General features: G+C 38.6%; 17 protein-coding genes and 1 tRNA gene. 5 read left to right on the top strand and 13 right to left on the bottom strand.

Features of this window, described 5'->3' with window-relative positions; translation table 11 throughout:
• Position 1 precedes the first annotated feature (1 nt).
• From mukE to cmoM, 3 genes are read right to left on the bottom strand one after another with little or no spacing between them, the layout of a single operon-like run.
• Complete coding sequence (gene mukE / locus GNP81_RS00080; RefSeq protein WP_155674947.1) at positions 2-739, bottom strand: chromosome partition protein MukE; 738 nt, start codon at positions 737-739, stop codon at positions 2-4.
• Entirely contained in the window at positions 720-2,057 is a 1,338-nt protein-coding gene (gene mukF / locus GNP81_RS00085) for a chromosome partition protein MukF (RefSeq protein WP_005422547.1), read from the bottom strand. Before mukF ends, mukE begins: the two co-directional genes overlap by 20 nt.
• Before the next feature lie 25 nt (positions 2,058-2,082).
• The gene (gene cmoM, locus GNP81_RS00090; protein WP_336495509.1) at positions 2,083-2,862 is read right to left on the bottom strand and encodes a tRNA uridine 5-oxyacetic acid(34) methyltransferase CmoM; all 780 of its coding nucleotides are present in this window, start codon (positions 2,860-2,862) and stop codon (positions 2,083-2,085) included.
• A 135-nt stretch (positions 2,863-2,997) separates the two neighbouring features.
• On the opposite strand from cmoM, the gene elyC reads away from it, so the two are divergent.
• Positions 2,998-3,861 carry an envelope biogenesis factor ElyC gene (gene elyC / locus GNP81_RS00095; RefSeq protein ID WP_155672708.1) on the top strand — a complete coding sequence of 288 codons (864 nt, stop codon included), beginning with the start codon at positions 2,998-3,000 and terminating at the stop codon, positions 3,859-3,861.
• A 67-nt stretch (positions 3,862-3,928) separates the two neighbouring features.
• Here the strand turns inward: elyC and kdsB are convergent, their stop codons facing one another.
• Genes kdsB through GNP81_RS00120 form a run of 5 tightly spaced genes read right to left on the bottom strand, consistent with a single transcriptional unit; the run spans position 3,929 to position 9,931 of the window.
• Positions 3,929-4,678, bottom strand: a complete 750-nt coding sequence (kdsB, locus tag GNP81_RS00100; protein WP_155674945.1) for a 3-deoxy-manno-octulosonate cytidylyltransferase — start codon at positions 4,676-4,678, stop codon at positions 3,929-3,931.
• Positions 4,660-4,857, bottom strand: coding sequence for a Trm112 family protein (locus tag GNP81_RS00105; RefSeq protein WP_005422539.1), 198 nt, complete (start codon positions 4,855-4,857; stop codon positions 4,660-4,662). The genes kdsB and GNP81_RS00105 overlap by 19 nt, the downstream gene beginning before the upstream one ends.
• Position 4,858: 1 nt before the next feature.
• The gene (gene lpxK, locus GNP81_RS00110; RefSeq protein WP_155674943.1) at positions 4,859-5,845 is read right to left on the bottom strand and encodes a tetraacyldisaccharide 4'-kinase; all 987 of its coding nucleotides are present in this window, start codon (positions 5,843-5,845) and stop codon (positions 4,859-4,861) included.
• A complete protein-coding gene (gene msbA / locus GNP81_RS00115) occupies positions 5,845-7,593 on the bottom strand; it encodes a lipid A ABC transporter ATP-binding protein/permease MsbA (RefSeq protein ID WP_005422535.1) in 1,749 nt (582 codons plus the stop codon). Before msbA ends, lpxK begins: the two co-directional genes overlap by 1 nt.
• 34 nt (positions 7,594-7,627) lie before the next feature.
• Positions 7,628-9,931 carry a DNA internalization-related competence protein ComEC/Rec2 gene (locus GNP81_RS00120; protein WP_155674941.1) on the bottom strand — a complete coding sequence of 768 codons (2,304 nt, stop codon included), beginning with the start codon at positions 9,929-9,931 and terminating at the stop codon, positions 7,628-7,630.
• Between the two features lie 6 nt (positions 9,932-9,937).
• Here GNP81_RS00120 and GNP81_RS00125 point away from each other — a divergent pair, with 6 nt between their 5' ends.
• Together GNP81_RS00125 and GNP81_RS00130 are read left to right on the top strand one after the other, a co-directional pair.
• On the top strand, positions 9,938-10,462 hold the full coding sequence (locus tag GNP81_RS00125) for a DUF2062 domain-containing protein (RefSeq protein WP_005422525.1): 525 nt from the start codon (positions 9,938-9,940) through the stop codon (positions 10,460-10,462).
• A 252-nt stretch (positions 10,463-10,714) separates the two neighbouring features.
• Positions 10,715-10,867, top strand: a complete 153-nt coding sequence (locus GNP81_RS00130) for a nonsense-mediated mRNA decay protein NMD3 family protein (RefSeq protein ID WP_155672704.1) — start codon at positions 10,715-10,717, stop codon at positions 10,865-10,867.
• A gap of 62 nt (positions 10,868-10,929) precedes the next feature.
• Here the strand turns inward: GNP81_RS00130 and GNP81_RS00135 are convergent, their stop codons facing one another.
• The 5 genes from GNP81_RS00135 to GNP81_RS00155 all read right to left on the bottom strand — a co-directional run bounded on the left by GNP81_RS00135 (position 10,930) and on the right by GNP81_RS00155 (position 15,413).
• Entirely contained in the window at positions 10,930-11,850 is a 921-nt protein-coding gene (locus GNP81_RS00135) for a manganese-dependent inorganic pyrophosphatase (RefSeq protein WP_155674939.1), read from the bottom strand.
• 679 nt (positions 11,851-12,529) lie between these two features.
• Positions 12,530-12,606: transfer RNA gene (locus GNP81_RS00140), tRNA-Trp, on the bottom strand.
• A 118-nt stretch (positions 12,607-12,724) separates the two neighbouring features.
• The gene (gene hemG, locus GNP81_RS00145; protein ID WP_336495376.1) at positions 12,725-13,249 is read right to left on the bottom strand and encodes a menaquinone-dependent protoporphyrinogen IX dehydrogenase; all 525 of its coding nucleotides are present in this window, start codon (positions 13,247-13,249) and stop codon (positions 12,725-12,727) included.
• Between the two features lie 32 nt (positions 13,250-13,281).
• The gene (locus tag GNP81_RS00150) at positions 13,282-14,739 is read right to left on the bottom strand and encodes a TrkH family potassium uptake protein (protein ID WP_011260910.1); all 1,458 of its coding nucleotides are present in this window, start codon (positions 14,737-14,739) and stop codon (positions 13,282-13,284) included.
• Positions 14,740-14,795: 56 nt separating this feature from the next.
• Entirely contained in the window at positions 14,796-15,413 is a 618-nt protein-coding gene (locus tag GNP81_RS00155; protein ID WP_005416813.1) for a YigZ family protein, read from the bottom strand.
• 242 nt (positions 15,414-15,655) lie between these two features.
• Here GNP81_RS00155 and fadB point away from each other — a divergent pair, with 242 nt between their 5' ends.
• Both fadB and fadA read left to right on the top strand, forming a co-directional pair.
• A complete protein-coding gene (fadB, locus tag GNP81_RS00160) occupies positions 15,656-17,833 on the top strand; it encodes a fatty acid oxidation complex subunit alpha FadB (RefSeq protein ID WP_155673665.1) in 2,178 nt (725 codons plus the stop codon).
• Between the two features lie 13 nt (positions 17,834-17,846).
• Positions 17,847-19,010, top strand: a complete 1,164-nt coding sequence (fadA, locus tag GNP81_RS00165) for an acetyl-CoA C-acyltransferase FadA (RefSeq protein WP_186809450.1) — start codon at positions 17,847-17,849, stop codon at positions 19,008-19,010.
• The last annotated feature ends 244 nt before the right edge of the window (positions 19,011-19,254 follow it).

Genomic DNA, 19,254 nt, shown 5'->3' on the forward strand with positions numbered 1-19,254 from the left:
CTCATAGATCACCTTCCAATTCTAATTCATGTTGCTCTTCAGCCGGTTTTTCATTGCTATCTGCATCAAGGTCTAAGCTAGATTGACTCGCTTCTTCTTGATGAACAACCACCGCTTCACCATCACGGATTAAACGTAATTGTGCTTCTTTCATATCATCGCTTGTACGTACATCTGCACCGAAACGGAAAACCGCTTCACTGATACGGAATTTACCTTGTTCACCAACAGGGATAATCATTCCTAGACGTTTTAAACGACGAAGCGACGTTCTTACTTTATCAAACAGCTTTTCTTTATCTAAGTCAGAACCAGAAGCACGGTTTGTTACTAACTTCATTAGCTTTTGTTCATCAGCTAATACTAGTAGCTCATCGAATAACTCTTGATTAGTAAAGATACCTTCGTGAGCCAAACGCTCAGGACTTAGATATAAGAAACACAATACTTTACCAACAAGCATATCAATTTCAGCTAAAACACTACGTGCAATGAAAGACGTTGAACGTGGACGTAGGTAGAAAAAAGCTTCAGGTGCTTTTACCAATTCAGCGTTATAACGTTGATAAAACAGGCCTAGCTCATGTTCAAACTCACATAGTAATGCGTGATTATCTAAATCTTCACTGGCTACATGACGGCCAGAACGTAATAAACTGTCTAGCTCTGGGAATAATGGATTAGCAATGGCTTTTGCTAACTTCTCAGGCATAAATTCTTCAATATTTGTCAATGACATTTGCTTGTACCTTCGCACCGAATTCGTTAATAGACTGCCAATCAGGTTGAACGGCTTGGAAATCGGCTTCTGAATAACCGAGGCGCACCGCTTGATCTACCACTAAACGGGCAAGATCAAAGTGCTGAGAATGTGGGTATGTTGATAGGTAATTCTTAAGGATCGTACCTAATTCAATTGCTTCACCCGTATCTTTGTGATGTTGAAGCATCTCTGCTACACGCTCTGCAAGAATATCTGTGATCACACTCAATTCTTCATATTCCATTTCATCTGGAACAATACCGGTTACTTCATCATCACGCAGTATCAATGCTTCATCACGCATATCACGAAGACGAGCAGCATCAGCGTAAGTCAGTAGCCAAGGCGCATCAAAGTAACCTTTAACAGAATCACGTAAACGTTGGCTAAATGCTCGGTTCTTATCCATATCAATTGCGGTACGGATAAACTTATGAACATGTCGGTCATAACCGATCCAAAGATCAATCGCTTGCTGACCCCAACTTACAATACGGTCTAGCTTCATTTGTAATGAATACAACAGAGCGTCAATAAACTCGAGCTCTTCATTACCGTAAACAATTTCTTGAATATTCAACAATTCTGTTTGCAGCTGATCGCCCGCAGCCTGTAATGAATCTTGCAGTTCACGTAAATTACCAGATGTTTCATCAAGCAATTTTTCACAGCTAGAAATCGCTTCACGCCAGTTTTGGTTTAAAAGTTCCGCAATTTCTTCTTTTACTGATTGCTGTTGTTCATCCATAACACGTTGGTTTAAATCGATACGATCAAAGATTTCACCAACAGAGTATTTCAGAACACCATAAACGTTTTTACGCCAGTGTTTTGCTTCACCGCCCTTTTCCGCCGCTTCTGATGCTTTTTGGATCTCTTCTGCAACCATCGCCAATTGAATAGAAAGCTTCAATTTAGAGAATTGACGGTGGCGCACATAATAATCAGTGATCCCTATAGCTAATGGCGTAAGACGATAGATGTTCATTCCATCAGTACTTTCACCACTAAAGCGGCTAATTAAACGTTGTTTTACTAATTCATTGATTGCATTGTTCGCACGAAAAGCAATGGTGTCACTGGATTGTCCAAATAACCCACTGATGATTCCAAACGCATCGTGAAGTTCGCCTTCACCTAGCTCATCATCAAATCTTTCATTACTGAGAACAGCAATGGCCAACAAAAATGCCAAACGCTCAGTTGGCAAATTCAATGAGAAATCGTGCTGTTTTACCCAACCAACCAGTTCATCAACAGTTTGGTCTGTAACAGCATTAGAAAACTCACTCATTGTGTATCCTTTGTGTACATCATTATTATTTTCTCTTCGCCCATACGTGAATATAACGGCCAAGAGAGAGATAAGGTTCTTGACGGCATAATTGCTCTTCGAGCTTTAATACGTCTTCTATTTGGTAATCGCCCATGTATTCCATATTACCAATGTAATCATGAAATGAACGAATGCCTGATTTTCCTTTAATTTCATAACCTGCATCTTCAATCCACTGATACACGTCATTAGGCATTAGACCTTTTTGAGGTTGTAACTTAAACCTTTTTCGATGGGGCATACCATCTAAAACATGAGGAATATTGCCACAAATCACATTTTTGAGCACAAGGCCGTGATGGTTATAAAACATGATGGACGCATATCCACCCGGTTTTACTTGTTTTAAAAGAATGTCTAATGCTTCTTTTGGATTATCTAACCATTCCATAACCGCATGGAATAGAAGAATATCAACCTCCCCGACATTATACTGTTCAATTTGTTGTACAGCAGTATGAATAAATTGATATTGCGGTAATAAACCGTTGTCTTCGACTGCTTCTTTCGCTAATTTCAGCATTTCTGAAGAAATATCACATAACGTTACTGAATGACCGCGTTTTGCAATTTGCTGAGAAACTTGTCCAATCCCACCACCGGCATCTAGCACAGTAAGTGGCTCAGATTTTGCATTATTTTCAGCTAAGATAGTTTCCATATCTTGCCATACAATTGTTTGACGGATCCCGCCCTTGTCGGAACTATAGATGTTCTTCGCAAATTTGTGGGCGATGTCGTCGAAATTACGGTCTTTATTCACAGTGGTTAAGTTATGATATTATCTATTGGAAACATGCATTGTCGCATAAGAGCTCAAGGAAGTAACAGCATGACGCTGTTTTTTGTTCTCAAGTGGTGATTTTTCATTCTATATCAGCGGTAATAGTTAAAAAATATGTTTGAGTTAAAGAAGTTTTTATCATCCATGTTAATGCCCCTACCTGGTTTTCTCCTAATAGGGTTCATTGGATTATTGATTTTATGGTTTTCAAAAAGGAAAGGATTTGCCTCTTTTTTATTAACTTTATCTCTTTTGGGTATTTTTCTGCTCTCTTTTCAACCAATCACAACACCATTATTAAAATCAACTGAACGAATTTATCCTTCGTTTATTGCGCCAGAGACGCCAGTTGAATACGTACTTGTTCTTGGTAATGGTCACGTTGTCGATGACGAAATATCCCCTATTTCAGAGCTATCTAGAGCCGCTGTCATGAGATTGACAGAAGGGATCCGTATATATCGTATGTATCCTGGTTCTAAAATGATTCTTTCGGGCTATAACGGTGGAACGACAGTGAGCCATGCTCGTATGATGGCGCGTGTTGCTCTTTCTTTAGGTGTCCAGAAATCAGATATCTTATTATTAGAAAGCGCTAGAGACACTCATGAAGAAGCAGTTCAAACTTTTAATTCAGTTGGCAAAAGTACACTGGTTCTTGTTACTTCGGCGAGTCATATGCCAAGAGCAATGTCGGAGTTCCATCAATTAGGAATGGATCCAGTTCCTGCACCAACCAACTACCTTGCTCATTCAGAGGTTAAGCAACCTTGGGATAAGTACGCACCTAAAGCAAAATATTTAGAGCAAAGTGAACGTTTCTGGTATGAGCAAATGGGTCGTTGGTTTATGCAATTAAAAGACTTAGTGATGAAGAAAGAGCAACAAGCTCAAGAGACTCCGAAACTTGAAATTGAAGATGTTATGGAAAAAGTAGACGAATTAAAAGATTCCCTACCTTTACCTGACGAACAATAAAAACGTATACAAATAAAAAAAGCACATACTGTTTAAAACGGTATGTGCTTTTTTATATTGATTGATATTACTTAGATAGAATCGCGCGTACTTTTTCTAAATCTTCTGGGGTATCAACTCCTGCCGCAGGTGCTTCTTTTGCTACTGCAACGTGAATTTTTTCACCATACCAAAGAACACGAAGTTGCTCTAAGCATTCAATTTTTTCAAGAACACTTGGTTGCCAATTAATGTACGTATTAATAAAGCCTGCACGATACGCATAAATACCGATATGACGAAGTAAAGGGTTAGTGGTAAGCGTCTCTCCTTGAGCGAAAGCATCACGATCCCATGGAATTGAAGCTCGGCTAAAATACAACGCATAACCTTCGGCATCCGTAACAACTTTAACTGCATTAGGGTTAAATACATCGTCTTCTTCATCAATAGTCACCGCTAATGTTGCCATTGGTGCTACTGAATCTGACAGATTTTGTGCAACTTGTTGAATGATACTCGGTGGAATTAACGGCTCATCACCTTGTACATTTACAACGATCTCATCAGCTGAAATTCCACATTTTTCAATCACTTCAGCAAGACGTTCTGTACCTGATTCGTGGTTTGGTGACGTCATACATACATCACCACCGAAATCTTTTACAACAGCTTCAATACGACTGTCATCAGTCGCTATGATCACACGATCTGCGCCAGCCTTTGATGCTTGTTCGTAAACCCATTGAATCATCGGCTTACCACAAATGTCAGCTAACGGTTTACCTGGTAAACGAGTTGATTGGTAACGTGCAGGAATTATGACTGTGAACGACATGATTCAACCTCTTCCATTGTCATACGACGAGCTTCAGGCTCAAGCATTACAGGAATGCCATCTTTGATTGGGTAAGCAAGACGATCAATTTTACAAATAAGCTCTTGCTTATCTTTATCGTAGTTCAGTTTTCCTTTACATACCGGGCAAGCTACGATTTCAAGAAGACGATAATCCATATTATTCTTTTACCTCAATAATTTTATTTAATATTTGTTGTGCTTTTTCTTCTGGGAATGTCGCATCAACAGGCAAGTACCACCATGACGATTGAGCAAAAGATTGGCATTTAACGGCATCTTTTTCTGTCATGATTAACTGTTCGCCATACTGCATTAGTTGTTCAATTTCTGTTGGTTCAAACGCTTTATGATCTTCAAAACCTTGAGTATGAACCACATTCGCTTTCAGCTGATTAAGAGTCTCAAAAAATCGTGGAGGATGACCTATTCCAGCAAAAGCAACTAAATTTGATAACGATGAAACACTGCGTCTTTCACCGGTAACTAAATTAATCGCTTCACTTGGTTGAAGTCGCATTGATACCTCATTTTCTTGAGGTTCTCCACCATTACAAATTAAGAAATCAACACTAGATAAACGCTCTACGCCCTCTCTTAGTGGACCGAGAGGAATATAATGCTGATTACCAAAACGACGTTTTCCATCAATAACAATAAACTCTATGTCTCGTTGAAGCGCATAGTGCTGTAAGCCATCATCAGTAATAATAAAATCAACGCCTTGTTGTTCAAGCATTTTAACTGCTTCGCTGCGAACTGGCGCAACAGCAACTTCAGCTTTGGTTCGTTGTTTAATTAAGACGGGCTCATCACCTGAAATATCTGGCGTTGTGGTTTCTGTTAATAAATAAGGGTAATGCGGAGCTTTACCACCGTAACCACGAGAGGCAACCCCTACTTTATAACCTTTTAATTGCAGCTGCTCAACAAGCCATACAACAACCGGCGTTTTACCATTACCACCAGCGGTAATATTACCAACAACGACAACAGGAACCGAAGAACGGTAACTTTGTTTTTTACCATTTTGGTAATCTGATTTTCGTTTTGTGGCTATCCATTTGAATAGGCAACTAAGTGGCCACAATAATGGCCACAATAGCTTTCCTAAAAAATGGTTATCAAACCAAATTTTGTCAATCATTAGTCACCAAACTGAATACGGTGTAATTGAGCATAAGCTCCATCATGAGCAATAAGTTCAGCATGATTACCACGTTCAACCACTTCACCCTCATCCACAACTAAGATCTGATCGGCATCTTCAATGGTTGATAAGCGGTGAGCAATAACCAATACTGTTTTGTCTTTTTGAAGTTCATCGAGTGCTGACTGAATCGCTTTTTCTGATTCGGTATCAAGTGCCGATGTCGCCTCATCAAGAATTAATACGGGTGCGTTTTGTAATAATGCTCGAGCAATCGCAATACGCTGACGTTGACCACCTGATAAACTTGCGCCATTTTCACCAATCATGGTGTCAAAGCCGTCATCCATTTTATTAATAAAGTCAGAAGCGTAAGCAAGCTCTGCTGCTTTCTCTATTTCTAAACGGGTAAACTTACCTTCAGATGCATAAGCGATGTTGTTTGCAACGGTATCATTAAATAAATGAACATTTTGAGATACTAAAGCAAAGTGCTTACGTAAGTTTGGTAAACGGTAATCTTCAATCTTATCGCCATCAAGACTTATTTCACCAGAATCAACATCATAGAAACGAGTAAATAAGTTCGCGATAGTACTCTTACCTGAACCAGAACGACCAACTAAAGCAATTGTCTTACCCGCAGGTAAATCAAAGCTAACATTACGTAATGCTGGGCCGTCGGCTGTTGGATAAGTAAAAGTCACATTATCAACTTTGATGTCACCTTTTACGGTATCTCTTTCAATCGTACCGTCGTCTTTTTCTTTATCCATATCCATCAATTCAAACAAAGTCTGACATGCTGCCATACCACGTTGGAAATCAGAAGTAACACTTGTTAACCCTTTTAATGGACGCAATAAACCAAACATTGCAGAGAAAACAACAGTGAAAGTACCCGGAGTCAATGTCTCTTTAATTGAATCAACACTTGCCAAATAAAGCACGGTAACTAAAGCAAACGAAGCAATCATTTGAATAATAGGGTTAGCTAGACCTTGAGCAACCACCATTTTCATATTTTGCTGACGCATGTGGTTACTAATGTTATCAAAACGTTCAGATTCAACTTTTTGACCACCGTAGCTAAGTACTACTTTGTGTCCCTTTAGCATTTGCTCAGACGTTGCGGTTAAAGAACCCATCGCCGTTTGCATGTTTTTACTGATCTTTCTAAAACGTTTAGAAACATTGCTAATAGCGAACGCAACAACTGGAGCAATAACTACTAATACCAAGGAAAGCTGCCAACTGTTCCAGAACATCAGACCTAATAAACCAATAATGCTCGCAGATTCACGTACAATATTAACTAACGCCTTACTTGTCGCAGCAGCAACTTGCTCTGAGTCGTAAGTAATTCGAGACAGCAAACGCCCTGTTGATTCTTGATCAAAATAACTTACAGGCATATGCATAAAATGATTAAAAATCTGGCGACGAATACGCATAACTACGTTACTCGCAACCCAGCTCATACAATAACCAGAGACAAAGCCACTTAAACCACGAATAAACATCATAGCTAAAATAATAAATGGCATTTTCTTTAAGAAGTCAGAATCTGCACTACCAAAACCTTCATCTAAAAGTGGTTTTAGTAAAGAGATCATGTAGGTATCACTTAAGGCATTAATCACAAGGGCGACAACAGCAACGCCAAGTCCCGCTTTATACAGAGAAATATGCGGCCATAAACGTTTAAATGTTGCCCATGTAGATTCGTCTTTTTCAATAGTCATAAGTACTTATTCTTCATATACAATTATCTATATTCTACTCTGAATTTAAGTTATCGCCAAATAGCTTTCTGTACCAAACGTTCTGATTCACTTCTGAATACCTATTAATATGTAATTTATCATTAGTTGCATGAAGGCTTATTTGTCCAGATTGTGCAGTATCTAACCAAGTTATATTATTTTCGCTGTATTTTTGTTTTATTTGTTTACTAGGTAAATTCCATGGGCTAAATCGCCCTGTTGATACAATTGCTGTTTTATTCTTCATTTCATTAACCCAACGATCTGTTGACGATGTTGTTGAACCATGATGAGGAACTAGGAGAACATCTACAGAACTAAAATCATTTTGGTTTAATATCAACATCTCTGAAATAGCATCAATGTCCCCAGTTAATAAAAATGTCCATTTATCAATATCAAATTTAATCACGCAAGAATGTGGGTTGTAAGCTCTCTTGACTAATTTTGGTGGCCATAAAACCTCAAACTCTATACTTCCTTCTTGCCACTTTTCACCTTGTATACAAGGTATTGTTATGTTGCTTATCTCACTGGTACGAACCCAATTAGGTGCAAATCGCTCTATTAAATAATCTTTACCACCAGCATGATCATTATCCAGGTGACTTAAGATTAAACCGGTGATCGATTGTATCCCGCGACGGTGTAAAATTGGCTCTATAACACTTTCAGCAATACTACCGTTATTCCATTTCATTCCTGTATCGTAAATAATCGTTTTATCGTTAGCTTCAATGAGCACGGCTAAACCATGGCCAACGTCTAAAAAATCAACTTGCCATTTTTTATCCGGCCTTATAAAAGCCGCACAAATGAGTAATATAAATAAAGGATTAACCAATGCTTTAAGTGACATAAAAAATTTAAGCATTAACAATATAAGAACAAATATAATGACTTGATTAAATACGGTAGGAAGCAAAAGCCATGAATGTTCCGCTTGTTTAGCTAACCACCATATCGGCTTTAGTGAACCATTAGCCCCTTTCCAGAACCATGCGCTAATTGGTAAACTCAGCATATCAAATACGACTCCTACCAGACTAAGAGGAACCGTAAATAAACTCACCCATGGGACGGCTATCAAGTTGATAAATGGTGATAAATAACTTATTCCGGAGAAAAAATACCCTTGGATAGGGATCAACAATGTAAATAAACCAAATTGAATAAAAACAACTTGGCTCACTTTTTTTACTTTTCCATTTAATTTGTCTGTTCCTATTTTTTGATAGATATACAAAGAAAAAAGAACAACACTAACTGCACAAAAAGAGAGCCAGAAACTCATTGATAATGATGAAAATGGATTAATAACCAAACAAAGTAATAAACACCATAAGAAATAAAGATGCTTTGGCCACTTAATTCGTAAAACCAGTAAAATCGAGACTAGAAAACAAGCAATAAGGGCTCTAATTGTTGGTAGTGAAAAATCAGCAAGCCACGCATAAGAAGTAGCAAAAAAACCACCAAGTAGAACAGGTAACCAAACATTATAAGATTGGGGCGATAAAGCTCTTATACCTCTGCCAATAAACCATCCAATTCCATAAACAAAACCTATGTGCAAACCTGAAATAGCCATAAGATGTGCTAAACCAGAATTACGTAAAATTTGCCACTCACTCGCCGAAATATCTCCTTTATATCCAAAAGTAAGAGCTAGCAGTAGTGATTGATAATCGTAATTGGACGTATTTTCATAAGACTGTATAAATAAATTACTTCGATAAGATCCTGAAGCAACTTGTCTTTTTGCTGATTTCACTTTCCCGTATGCATGTATGCCTTTTGATAATGCGTACCCTTCAAGTTTATACCCAACTTCATTATGCCGTCCTATAGGAGGTCTCAAAGAAACATCAAATTGCCATACCTCACCTTGCTTAAAGAGAATAGATGTATCATCAGTCAATTGCTTTTTAAAATCTCGAATCGACAACCTTACTAAAGGGGAAAAATTAGGTAAAAACTTATTACTATTAAACTCAGTAACTTGTACTAAAATTGAAGATGTCGTTTCTTTAAATGCAATTAGACTTTGAATTTCACCTTTGATGGTAATATCATGTCCTTGACTATAAAGACTTTTATTTAAGTTTTGATAGTAAGTTATGTGTAAGGATGTGATGATTAATCCCAAAAAGATACCTTGTATCACCTTTAATTGGGAATATTTTAAAGCTGCTAAATAGCTAATAATACACAAAAAAAATACAGACGACGGCAGGTTTGTCGGCCAAAAAGTCGATGAAAGAAGAATAAGAATTACGACAACGATCTTTATACGTATGTCATTTAACAGAAGCATAAACTAATGCCAAGAAAACTCATTAAACGTTTTTTACCAAACCACGAAACCATTAAGCGCCAAAAAGCCTTAAAAATATTTGGTAATGTTTTGTACAATCCAAACTTATGGTGCTTAAATCGTCGCTCAGCAGCAGGCGCGTTTGCTGTCGGGTTATTTATGGCTTTCGTTCCTCTTCCTAGTCAAATGATCATGGCAGCTGGTCTAGCTATTTTATGTAGTGTTAACCTTCCCCTCTCTATTGCTTTAGTTTGGGTTAGTAACCCTGTTACTATGCCAGTGCTTTTTTATGGTGCATATAAAATTGGCGCATGGGTTTTATCTACTCCTGCCCAGCATTTTCATTTTGAGCTTTCGTGGGAATTTATTGGTTCACAAATGTCGACAATTGGTCCTCCATTCTTATTAGGATGCGCTATTTGTGGTATTTCGTCTGCTCTTATTGGTTATTTTGGTATTCGTGGGCTTTGGCGCTACTCAGTAGTAAGAAGTTGGCAAAAGCGAACTCTACGAATCAAACTATCTCGATAGGCATTTAATTAATACCCTTTTTTAATATCTCCATATACTGACAGTAAATCTTTGCTGTCAGTTCACAAAAAATCCTTTTCATAAAATCTACACTTAGCCATCTTTAATTTATAATGATTTCATTGATTCGCATCTCAATAATCGAACAATCTCATTTTTAGTATTTAATCTCATCTTCCATTAAGAGAAACTAACTATACAAACTAAATAAGATCTATTAATGCTCAACAACACTTGCTAAGGGGAACATTTATGAATGAAGTACAAGAATGCCCAGTATGTCTATCAGATGAACTACTAATTTCTGATAACCAAGAGACAATTATCTGTTCTGAATGCGGTGTAGTAAAAAAAGATGGGATCTTTCTAGATAAACGAAAACTAGAATTAGAAGAAGCGGTTTAAAGCCAATAAAAAAGCCCATGCATCACTACATGGGCTTTTATCTATCACTTAATATTTAAAGATTAAGCAAATACTTCTTGTAGTTGAGGAACAACTTGTTTCTTACGGCTTAGAACGCCATCAAGCCATACACGACCATTTACAGACGCTTTACCATATGCTTTTTCTGTTAGCTCTTCGTTATCACTGATAACTAACATTTCTGAGCCTTCTTTCATGATATCTGTTAATAGAAGAATCATAGTGTGGCGGTTACCTTCAGCTTTCATTGCTGCGATATCTGCTTCTAATTCTTCTTTAATTTCATCAAATACAGACAAGTCGATCACTTCTAATTGACCAATACCAACAAGCTCGCCATTCATGTTAAAGTCTTTAAAATCACGCATAACAAGGTCACGTACAGGTGTACCTTGCACAGCTGATTTAACTTTAAACATTTCCATGCCTAATGCTTTGAAATCTTCAACGCCAGCAATTTCAGCTAGTGCTTCAACACACTTGATATCAGCTGTTGTACATGTTGGTGATTTAAAAATTACAGTGTCACTTAAAATTGCACATAACATGATACCAGCAATGTTTTGTGGAATTTCTACATTGTAAAAATCATACATCATCTTAATAACTGTGTTACTACAGCCAACAGGACGAATCCAACACTCAAGAGGAGTTGACGTTGTTAGGTCACCTAATTTATGGTGGTCAACAATACCTACGATAGTCGCTTCAGCAATATCATCAGGTGCTTGAGTTAACTCTGAATGGTCAACAATGTACACTTCTTCACCAGCGTAGCTTGTTTTTAATTCTGGCGTTTCAAGGCCAAATTTTTCTAGGATAAATGCAGTCTCAGGAGATACTTCACCTAAACGAGTAGGAATCGCTGCTTCACCAATCTGATTTTTTAAGTAAGCTAGTGCAATCGCACCACAAATTGAATCTGAATCTGGAACCTTATGGCCCACTACATACATTGACATTGTATTACTCTCCTTTAAATATGCGCGATATTCTAACAAATTGGAGGCATTTTAAAAGAAAAAGCTAATAACTTTCGATGTACATCTGCTTTCATATTCAAGCAAACTCACTCCCCTTTTTTAGGTGGTAGAAAACAAAAAGACTTCTACCTTTAGATACAGCCTCTATAAATATCCTTAAAGCAGAGAATGTCAAACGCCCTACACGCGTGTTTTTATAGCGGGGGAATCCGTCGCTCTTTTCTCAAATCACAGACAGCAAAAAGGCTCATACCTTTCGATATGAGCCTTTTCTAAATATGGCAGGGGTGGAGAGATTCGAACTCCCAACACGCGCGTTCTTATGGTGGAGGAATCCGCGGCTCTTTTCCTAAACCACAGATAGCAAAAAGGCTTGTACCTTTCGATACAAGCCTTCTTTAAATATGGCAAGGGGTGGAGAGATTCGAACTCCCAACACGCGCGTTCTTATGGTGGAGGAATCCGCGGCTCTTTTCCTAAACCACAGATAGCAAAAAGGCTCATACCTTTCGATACAAGCCTTCTCTAAATATGGCAGGGGTGGAGAGATTCGAATTCCCAACACGCGCGTTCTTATGGTGGAGGAATCCGCGGCTCTTTTCCTAAACCACAGATAGCAAAAAGGCTTGTACCTTTCGATACAAGCCTTCTTTAAATATGGCAGGGGTGGAGAGATTCGAACTCCCAACACGCGGATTTGGAATCCGCTGCTCTGCCAATTGGAGCTACACCCCTGTTGTGCGTGCTATTGTAATCACTTCAATAATAAAATCCATACTTTTGAAGCTAAAAATTTGAATCTAAAACAAAAATTCTACTTATATCGCACTATTTTATCCAAAATGAATAAAACTTAACCGCGTTTAATCTTCTCTACAAATTGATCAACTCGTTGCCAGTTAGTGTATTCAACTTCTTTAGTTGGATCCGTTTCCCCCCCCGTCATTTTCATAATGAACTGAATCATGACACGATCAAACCAGTTATAACGAGGATAAAATAATGCGCCAGCAAACGTATCTTGCAACGCAGGGATCCAAGACGATTTAAGTAAGAACTTCTTAAAATAAACACTCGTTTCAGGCGTATCTTTCCCCTCTTTACGAGCCGTTAAATTAACAATAAAGAACCCAGCTTTAGCTCGTTCTAATTCCGTTTGGTATTTAGTGATAAATTGATACAGCTTTTTATTTAAGTGGCCATAACGAATTGAAGCGCCAATAACAACACGATCATAATCAGAAAATGAAACCGATAACGGTTGATGTAAATCGACAAGCTCACATTGAACATCACTTCCTAACTTTGTCGCAATATAGTTCAATATTTTAATCGTTTGACCTTCACGACTTGAGTGAAGAAGTAATACTCTTTCCACAGTAAACCCTTTAATCTGTTTAATTATAAAAACTAGCTACGCCAAAACGTCGGTGTGAACAAAATAAGAAGTGTAAACACCTCTAAACGTCCAAACAACATAGCTATAATCAAAATCCATTTTGCAGCATCATTCACCTCACCAAAGTGAACCGCTACCTCACCTAAACCTGGTCCTAAATTATTTAATGTAGCTGCAACTGCAGAGAAAGCAGTTAATTCATCAATCCCTGTTGCGATTAATGCCAGCATACAAATAACAAACACCAAGGCATAAGCAGAGAAGAAACCCCATACCGCATCAACCACACGCTGAGGTAATGCTTTAGTTCCAATCTTAATCGTATAAATCGCTCTTGGGTGAATCAATCGCTTAATTTCACGCATACCTTGCAATGACAGTAATAAAATACGAATTACTTTCATACCGCCACCGGTTGAGCCAGCACAACCACCAATAAAAGAAGAAAACAGCAATAAAACAGGTAAAAACAGTGGCCATTCAGCAAAGCTAGTCGTCGTAAATCCTGCTGTCGTTGAAATTGACACGGTTTGGAATAACGCCTGATCAATTGCAGTTCCTACCGAATTATACGTATTGTGCTTTAACAACAATAAAAAGGTGATTAAGAATAAGAGAATTTGAATGAAAATAAACGCTCTAAATTCAGGATCACGCCAATAGTATTTAGGATGAACACCACCCGATGCGAATGCAGCAAAGTGAAGTGAAAAGTTACAAGCCGATATCAATAAAAACACGACCGTAATAGCGTTAATCACAGGACTATTAAAATGTCCCATACTGGCATCATAAGTAGAAAACCCACCAATAGCGATGGTTGAAAAACTATGAGAAATCGCATCAAACCATCCCATTCCTGCAACCCAAAACGCCAATGCACAGGCAATAGTTAAGGTTAGGTAGATATACCAAAGCACCTTTGCAGTTTCCGCTATTCGTGGTGTCATTTTTGAATCTTTAACAGGTCCTGGAATTTCAGCTCGATACAACTGCATTCCACCAATTCCCAATACAGGTAAGATAGCAACAGCTAATACGATGATCCCCATCCCACCAAACCATTGAAGAAGTTGGCGATAAAATAAAATCGCTTTTGGTAAATGATCTAACCCTGTTAATACCGTTGCACCCGTTGTCGTTAACCCTGAAAATGATTCAAAAAAGGCGTTAGTTACCGAAATATCTGGTGAACCTGAAAACAAAAATGGCAATGCTCCTGCACTGCCGATAACCATCCAAAAAAGAACAACAATCAAAAAACCATCACGTGATTTTAATTCATGCTTATGCTGACGATTAGGGAACCAAAGCGCCCCGCCACCTGCTAATAATAAGAAGAAGGTAATAACAAATGGCACACCAGCACCATCACGATATATAAACGCGATAAAAGCAGGAGCCAACATGAAGAAACTGAATACTGCGAGTAAAATACCCACGATACGAATAATTGAACGAAACTGCATGGTTTATTGGACGCTTGGCGTCACTCATATCCTAAATAATTAATGGTATTTGAATTTCATGTATCTGAAGGAAATTCAATTTTTGCGCCACTCTTATTGATAATGGCAATCTTAAATTCTTCAATAACGCGCTTTTCTAACTCAACGCTCATCACTACCTTATCACTGTATTGTGCATCTACTTGAATACCTTCAAATTGACTCAATAAAGTTTCGACCAAACTCACTAAGTTATAATCACAATGTAAAATAACCGTATCGGTAATTCTTTTTTCTTCTGTTTCTATCAGTTTTAATGCCTGTTGAACTCCGCCGCCATAAGCTTTTACTAAACCACCAGTACCTAAACGCACCCCACCGTAATAACGCGTAACAACTGCGGTTATCTCTCCAATACCACTGCCACTCAGTTGAGCTAATATTGGTTTACCTGCAGTACCAGACGGCTCACCATCATCACTGAATCCCCATTTCATCGAATCTTCAGGTCGACCCGCAACAAACCCCCAGCAGTTATGACGAGCATCTGAATGCTTAGCTTTTATTTCAGCAACAAATGCTTTCGCGTCATCAACAGAAGACGTTCGAGCTAAATACGTTATAAAGATGCTTTTTTTTATCTCTTCTTCAAATACCACCATGGCTTTGGGTACTTGATATGGCTGGTCATTCATAGCTTACACTGATAGCAAAAACGGAACCTTAAAGTGTATCACTTCTGTCGAAATTTACTCTTTTAAGCTGATGTTTATTCTCTCATTGCACCAAACAAATTTGTGATCGAACAAGATAAACGTAAACAAATTGTTAAATTTAATTTGAAATCTGTTTAAATAAGAACCAATATTAACTGGTCAAACCAGATTAATATAATAACGAATACACCTCTCTGGTTTTTATTTCATGGAGATAGAAAATGATTTATCAAGGTGAAAACCTCTCTGTAGACTACATCGAACCGGGCATTGCTCACTTAGTATTTAATGCTAAAGGCAGTGTAAATAAGCTCAACTTAGCCACCCTACAATCGGTTGGTAAAGCCATAGATGCACTCTACTCACAAAAGGACTTACAAGGTCTACTTCTATCATCAGATAAAAGTGCATTTATTGTTGGTGCTGATATTACAGAGTTTCTTGGTCTGTTTGATATTCCAACAGAAGAACTCAGTGATTGGTTGCATCAAGCTAACGCCATCTTTAATCGTCTAGAAGACATTCCAGTACCTACTTTATCTGCTATTACTGGATTTGCTTTAGGAGGCGGTTGTGAATGTATCCTTGCTACGGATTTTCGATTAGCAGATGAAACGGCATCTATTGGTTTACCTGAAACACAGCTTGGGATAATGCCCGGTTGGGGTGGCTCTGTGCGCTTACCTCGCTTAATTGGTGCCGATCCCGCAATGGAAGTCATCACAACGGGTAAGCCAAAACGAGCAAAAGATGCCTTAGCTCTGGGAATGGTTGATGGTGTTGTTTCACGTGAAACCTTGATAACAGATTCTGTCACTATGCTTAAAAAAGCGATAGAGGGTCAACTAAATTGGCAATCTCGTCGTGCCCAGAAAAAAGCACCATTAAAACTCTCTCCTCTAGAAGCTGCAATGTCATTTAATGTCGCAAAAGGCATGATAATGAAAATGGCAGGTAAACATTACCCAGCACCAATGACAGCAGTAAAATCCATTGAAAATAGTGCCTTCATGGATCGTGATGCTGCACTTGAAGTTGAAAATAAAAACTTTGTTGCTCTAACTCAAACTGATGTTGCTAAATCATTGGTTGGTATTTTCTTAAACGACCAATTAGTAAAGAGTAAAGCAAAACAAGCCATAAAAAATAGTGAACCCGTTACTAGCGCAGCGGTTCTTGGTGCTGGAATTATGGGTGGAGGTATTGCTTATCAATCCGCATCAAAAGGCGTCCCAGTGCTAATGAAAGATATTGCTCAACAATCATTAGATTTAGGCATGAGTGAAGCCTCTAAACTGCTTAATAAACAATTAGAGCGAGGACGCTTATCTGGTTTAAAAATAGCACAAGTACTCTCTTCCATTACTCCATCACTAAACTATGCCAGTATTGAAAACAAAGATATTGTCGTAGAAGCCGTCGTTGAGAACCCAAAGATTAAAGCAGCGGTATTAGCTGAAGTTGAAAATGAAGTGAATGAGCACGCAATACTAGCCTCAAACACATCAACCATACCGATTTCCTTACTAGCGAAATCATTAAAACGCCCAGAAAATTTCTGTGGTATGCACTTCTTCAATCCAGTACACAGAATGCCATTAGTTGAAGTGATCCGTGGTAAAAAAACCTCACAACAAACCATTGATCGTGTTGTTGCTTACGCTTCTCAAATGGGAAAAACATCTATTGTCGTCAATGACTGCCCTGGATTTTTTGTTAACCGAGTTCTTTTCCCTTATTTCGCAGGGTTCAGTTTGTTGTTGCGTGATGGTGGTGACTATCAACAAATAGATAAAGTCATGGAAAAAGAGTTTGGTTGGCCAATGGGACCTGCTTATTTACTTGATGTCGTTGGGATTGATACAGCACATCACGCACAAGCCGTCATGGCACAAGGCTTCCCTGAGCGAATGGCTAAAAATGGACGAGATGTGATTGATGCGATGTTCGAATCCGATCGTTATGGTCAAAAAAATGGAAGCGGTTTTTATGCATATAGCATAGATAGAAAAGGTAAACCTAAAAAGAACATTGATGAAAGCACAGCAGGCATTATTGCGACAGTAACCAATACAACGCAACCTTATACATCAGAGCAGATCAGTGCTCGCATGATGATACCTATGATTAATGAGGTCATCCGCTGCTTAGATGAAGGAATTATTGCCTCTCCTGCAGAAGCTGACATGGCATTGGTTTATGGTTTGGGCTTCCCTCCATTTAAAGGAGGAGTATTCCGCTATCTTGATGCCATTGGATTAACCACTTATCTCGACATGGCAAAAGAATTTGAACATCTAGGTGCCGTATATCAAGTACCAGAAAGCATCAAACAAAAAGCCGCCGATGGTGAATGTTATTACCCAGCGCCTCAATCATTATCAGCACCGTCAGCCTAGGGAAGGATTAATCATGAAAAACGTAGTTATTGTTGACTGTATTCGAACACCTATGGGTCGCTCAAAAAACGGTGTATTTCGTTATACTCGCGCTGAAGATTTATCGGCACATCTAATGAAAGGTTTGCTTAAGCGAAACCCTAGTGTCGACCCTAATGAAATTGAAGATATCTATTGGGGATGTGTACAACAGACCTTAGAGCAAGGCTTCAATATTGCACGTAACTCCGCACTGCTCGCTGGTTTACCACAAAGCATTGCAGCAACAACCGTTAACCGCTTATGTGGTTCATCTATGCAGGCTTTGCATGATGCTTCTCGTGCCATCATGGTTGGCGATGCCGACATTTGTATTATTGGTGGCGTTGAACACATGGGGCATGTACCAATGAACCATGGCGTTGATTTCCATTCAGGGCTTTCAAAAAGTGTTGCTAAAGCATCAGGAATGATGGGATTGACAGCAGAAATGCTAGGTAAGATGCATGGAATATCTCGAGAACAACAAGATGCCTTTGCACTCGCTTCGCATCAAAAAGCACATAAAGCAACCATTGAAGGTTATTTTGATTCGGAAATCCTTCCAATAGAAGGACACGATGAAAATGGCGCTTTAACCTTAGTCACACATGATGAGGTTATTCGACCAGAAACAACATTAGAAGGATTAGCTGCATTACGACCAGCTTTCGATCCTGCAAATGGTACGGTTACAGCAGGCAGCTCATCGGCATTATCGGATGGCGCATCAGCCATGCTTGTTATGAGCGAAGAGAAAGCCAATGAATTAGGTTTACCTATTCGAGCTAAAGTTCGCTCAATGGCGGTGTCCGGTTGCGATCCATCTATTATGGGATATGGACCTGTTCCTGCGACGAAAAAAGCATTAAAGCGTGCTGGGTTATCATTAGATGATATTGAGTTATTCGAACTGAATGAAGCGTTTGCAGCTCAATCATTACCTTGTATTAAAGATTTGGGCTTACTTGATGTGATGGATGAAAAGGTCAACTTAAATGGTGGCGCTATCGCTCTTGGTCATCCTCTGGGTTGCTCAGGCTCTCGAATTGCCACCACATTAATCAATAACATGGAGCGAACTGGAGCCAAGTTAGGTGTCGCAACAATGTGTATTGGATTAGGTCAAGGAATAGCAACCGTATTCGAACGTCCTTAATACTAAGTAAATTCAAACGTTAAAAACAAAAAAAGTCGCTCTCTGTTCAGTGAACATTGAAGCGACCTTTTCTTTCTATCTATAGCGTAGTGCTATAAACAGACTACTTTTTAAATGTAGTTTTTGTATCACGAGATTGGTGGAACCAAAAACGCTTTCTGCCTGTTGATTTAGACATGAGATATCCTTCTTAACTTAAGTATAAACATGCATCAAATGATGCTTTTCGTTTAGCCTGAGAAGA

This window comes from Aliivibrio fischeri (genome assembly GCF_009727955.1).
In the GTDB taxonomy this organism is placed as follows: Bacteria; Pseudomonadota; Gammaproteobacteria; order Enterobacterales; family Vibrionaceae; genus Aliivibrio; species Aliivibrio fischeri_A.

Excerpts from the sequence above, each read along its gene's own strand:
- mukE (WP_155674947.1), bottom strand. The coding sequence starts at position 739 with ATGTCATTGACAAATATTGAAGAATTTATGCCTGAGAAGTTAGCAAAA.
- mukF (WP_005422547.1), bottom strand. The coding sequence starts at position 2,057 with ATGAGTGAGTTTTCTAATGCTGTTACAGACCAAACTGTTGATGAACTG.
- fadA (WP_186809450.1), top strand. The coding sequence starts at position 17,847 with ATGAAAAACGTAGTTATTGTTGACTGTATTCGAACACCTATGGGTCGC.
- lpxK (WP_155674943.1), bottom strand. The coding sequence starts at position 5,845 with ATGATTGACAAAATTTGGTTTGATAACCATTTTTTAGGAAAGCTATTG.
- GNP81_RS00130 (WP_155672704.1), top strand. The coding sequence starts at position 10,715 with ATGAATGAAGTACAAGAATGCCCAGTATGTCTATCAGATGAACTACTA.
- msbA (WP_005422535.1), bottom strand. The coding sequence starts at position 7,593 with ATGACTATTGAAAAAGACGAATCTACATGGGCAACATTTAAACGTTTA.
- GNP81_RS00125 (WP_005422525.1), top strand. The coding sequence starts at position 9,938 with ATGCCAAGAAAACTCATTAAACGTTTTTTACCAAACCACGAAACCATT.
- GNP81_RS00150 (WP_011260910.1), bottom strand. The coding sequence starts at position 14,739 with ATGCAGTTTCGTTCAATTATTCGTATCGTGGGTATTTTACTCGCAGTA.
- GNP81_RS00155 (WP_005416813.1), bottom strand. The coding sequence starts at position 15,413 with ATGAATGACCAGCCATATCAAGTACCCAAAGCCATGGTGGTATTTGAA.
- GNP81_RS00120 (WP_155674941.1), bottom strand. The coding sequence starts at position 9,931 with ATGCTTCTGTTAAATGACATACGTATAAAGATCGTTGTCGTAATTCTT.
- GNP81_RS00135 (WP_155674939.1), bottom strand. The coding sequence starts at position 11,850 with ATGTCAATGTATGTAGTGGGCCATAAGGTTCCAGATTCAGATTCAATT.
- kdsB (WP_155674945.1), bottom strand. The coding sequence starts at position 4,678 with ATGTCGTTCACAGTCATAATTCCTGCACGTTACCAATCAACTCGTTTA.
- fadB (WP_155673665.1), top strand. The coding sequence starts at position 15,656 with ATGATTTATCAAGGTGAAAACCTCTCTGTAGACTACATCGAACCGGGC.
- elyC (WP_155672708.1), top strand. The coding sequence starts at position 2,998 with ATGTTTGAGTTAAAGAAGTTTTTATCATCCATGTTAATGCCCCTACCT.
- GNP81_RS00105 (WP_005422539.1), bottom strand. The coding sequence starts at position 4,857 with ATGGATTATCGTCTTCTTGAAATCGTAGCTTGCCCGGTATGTAAAGGA.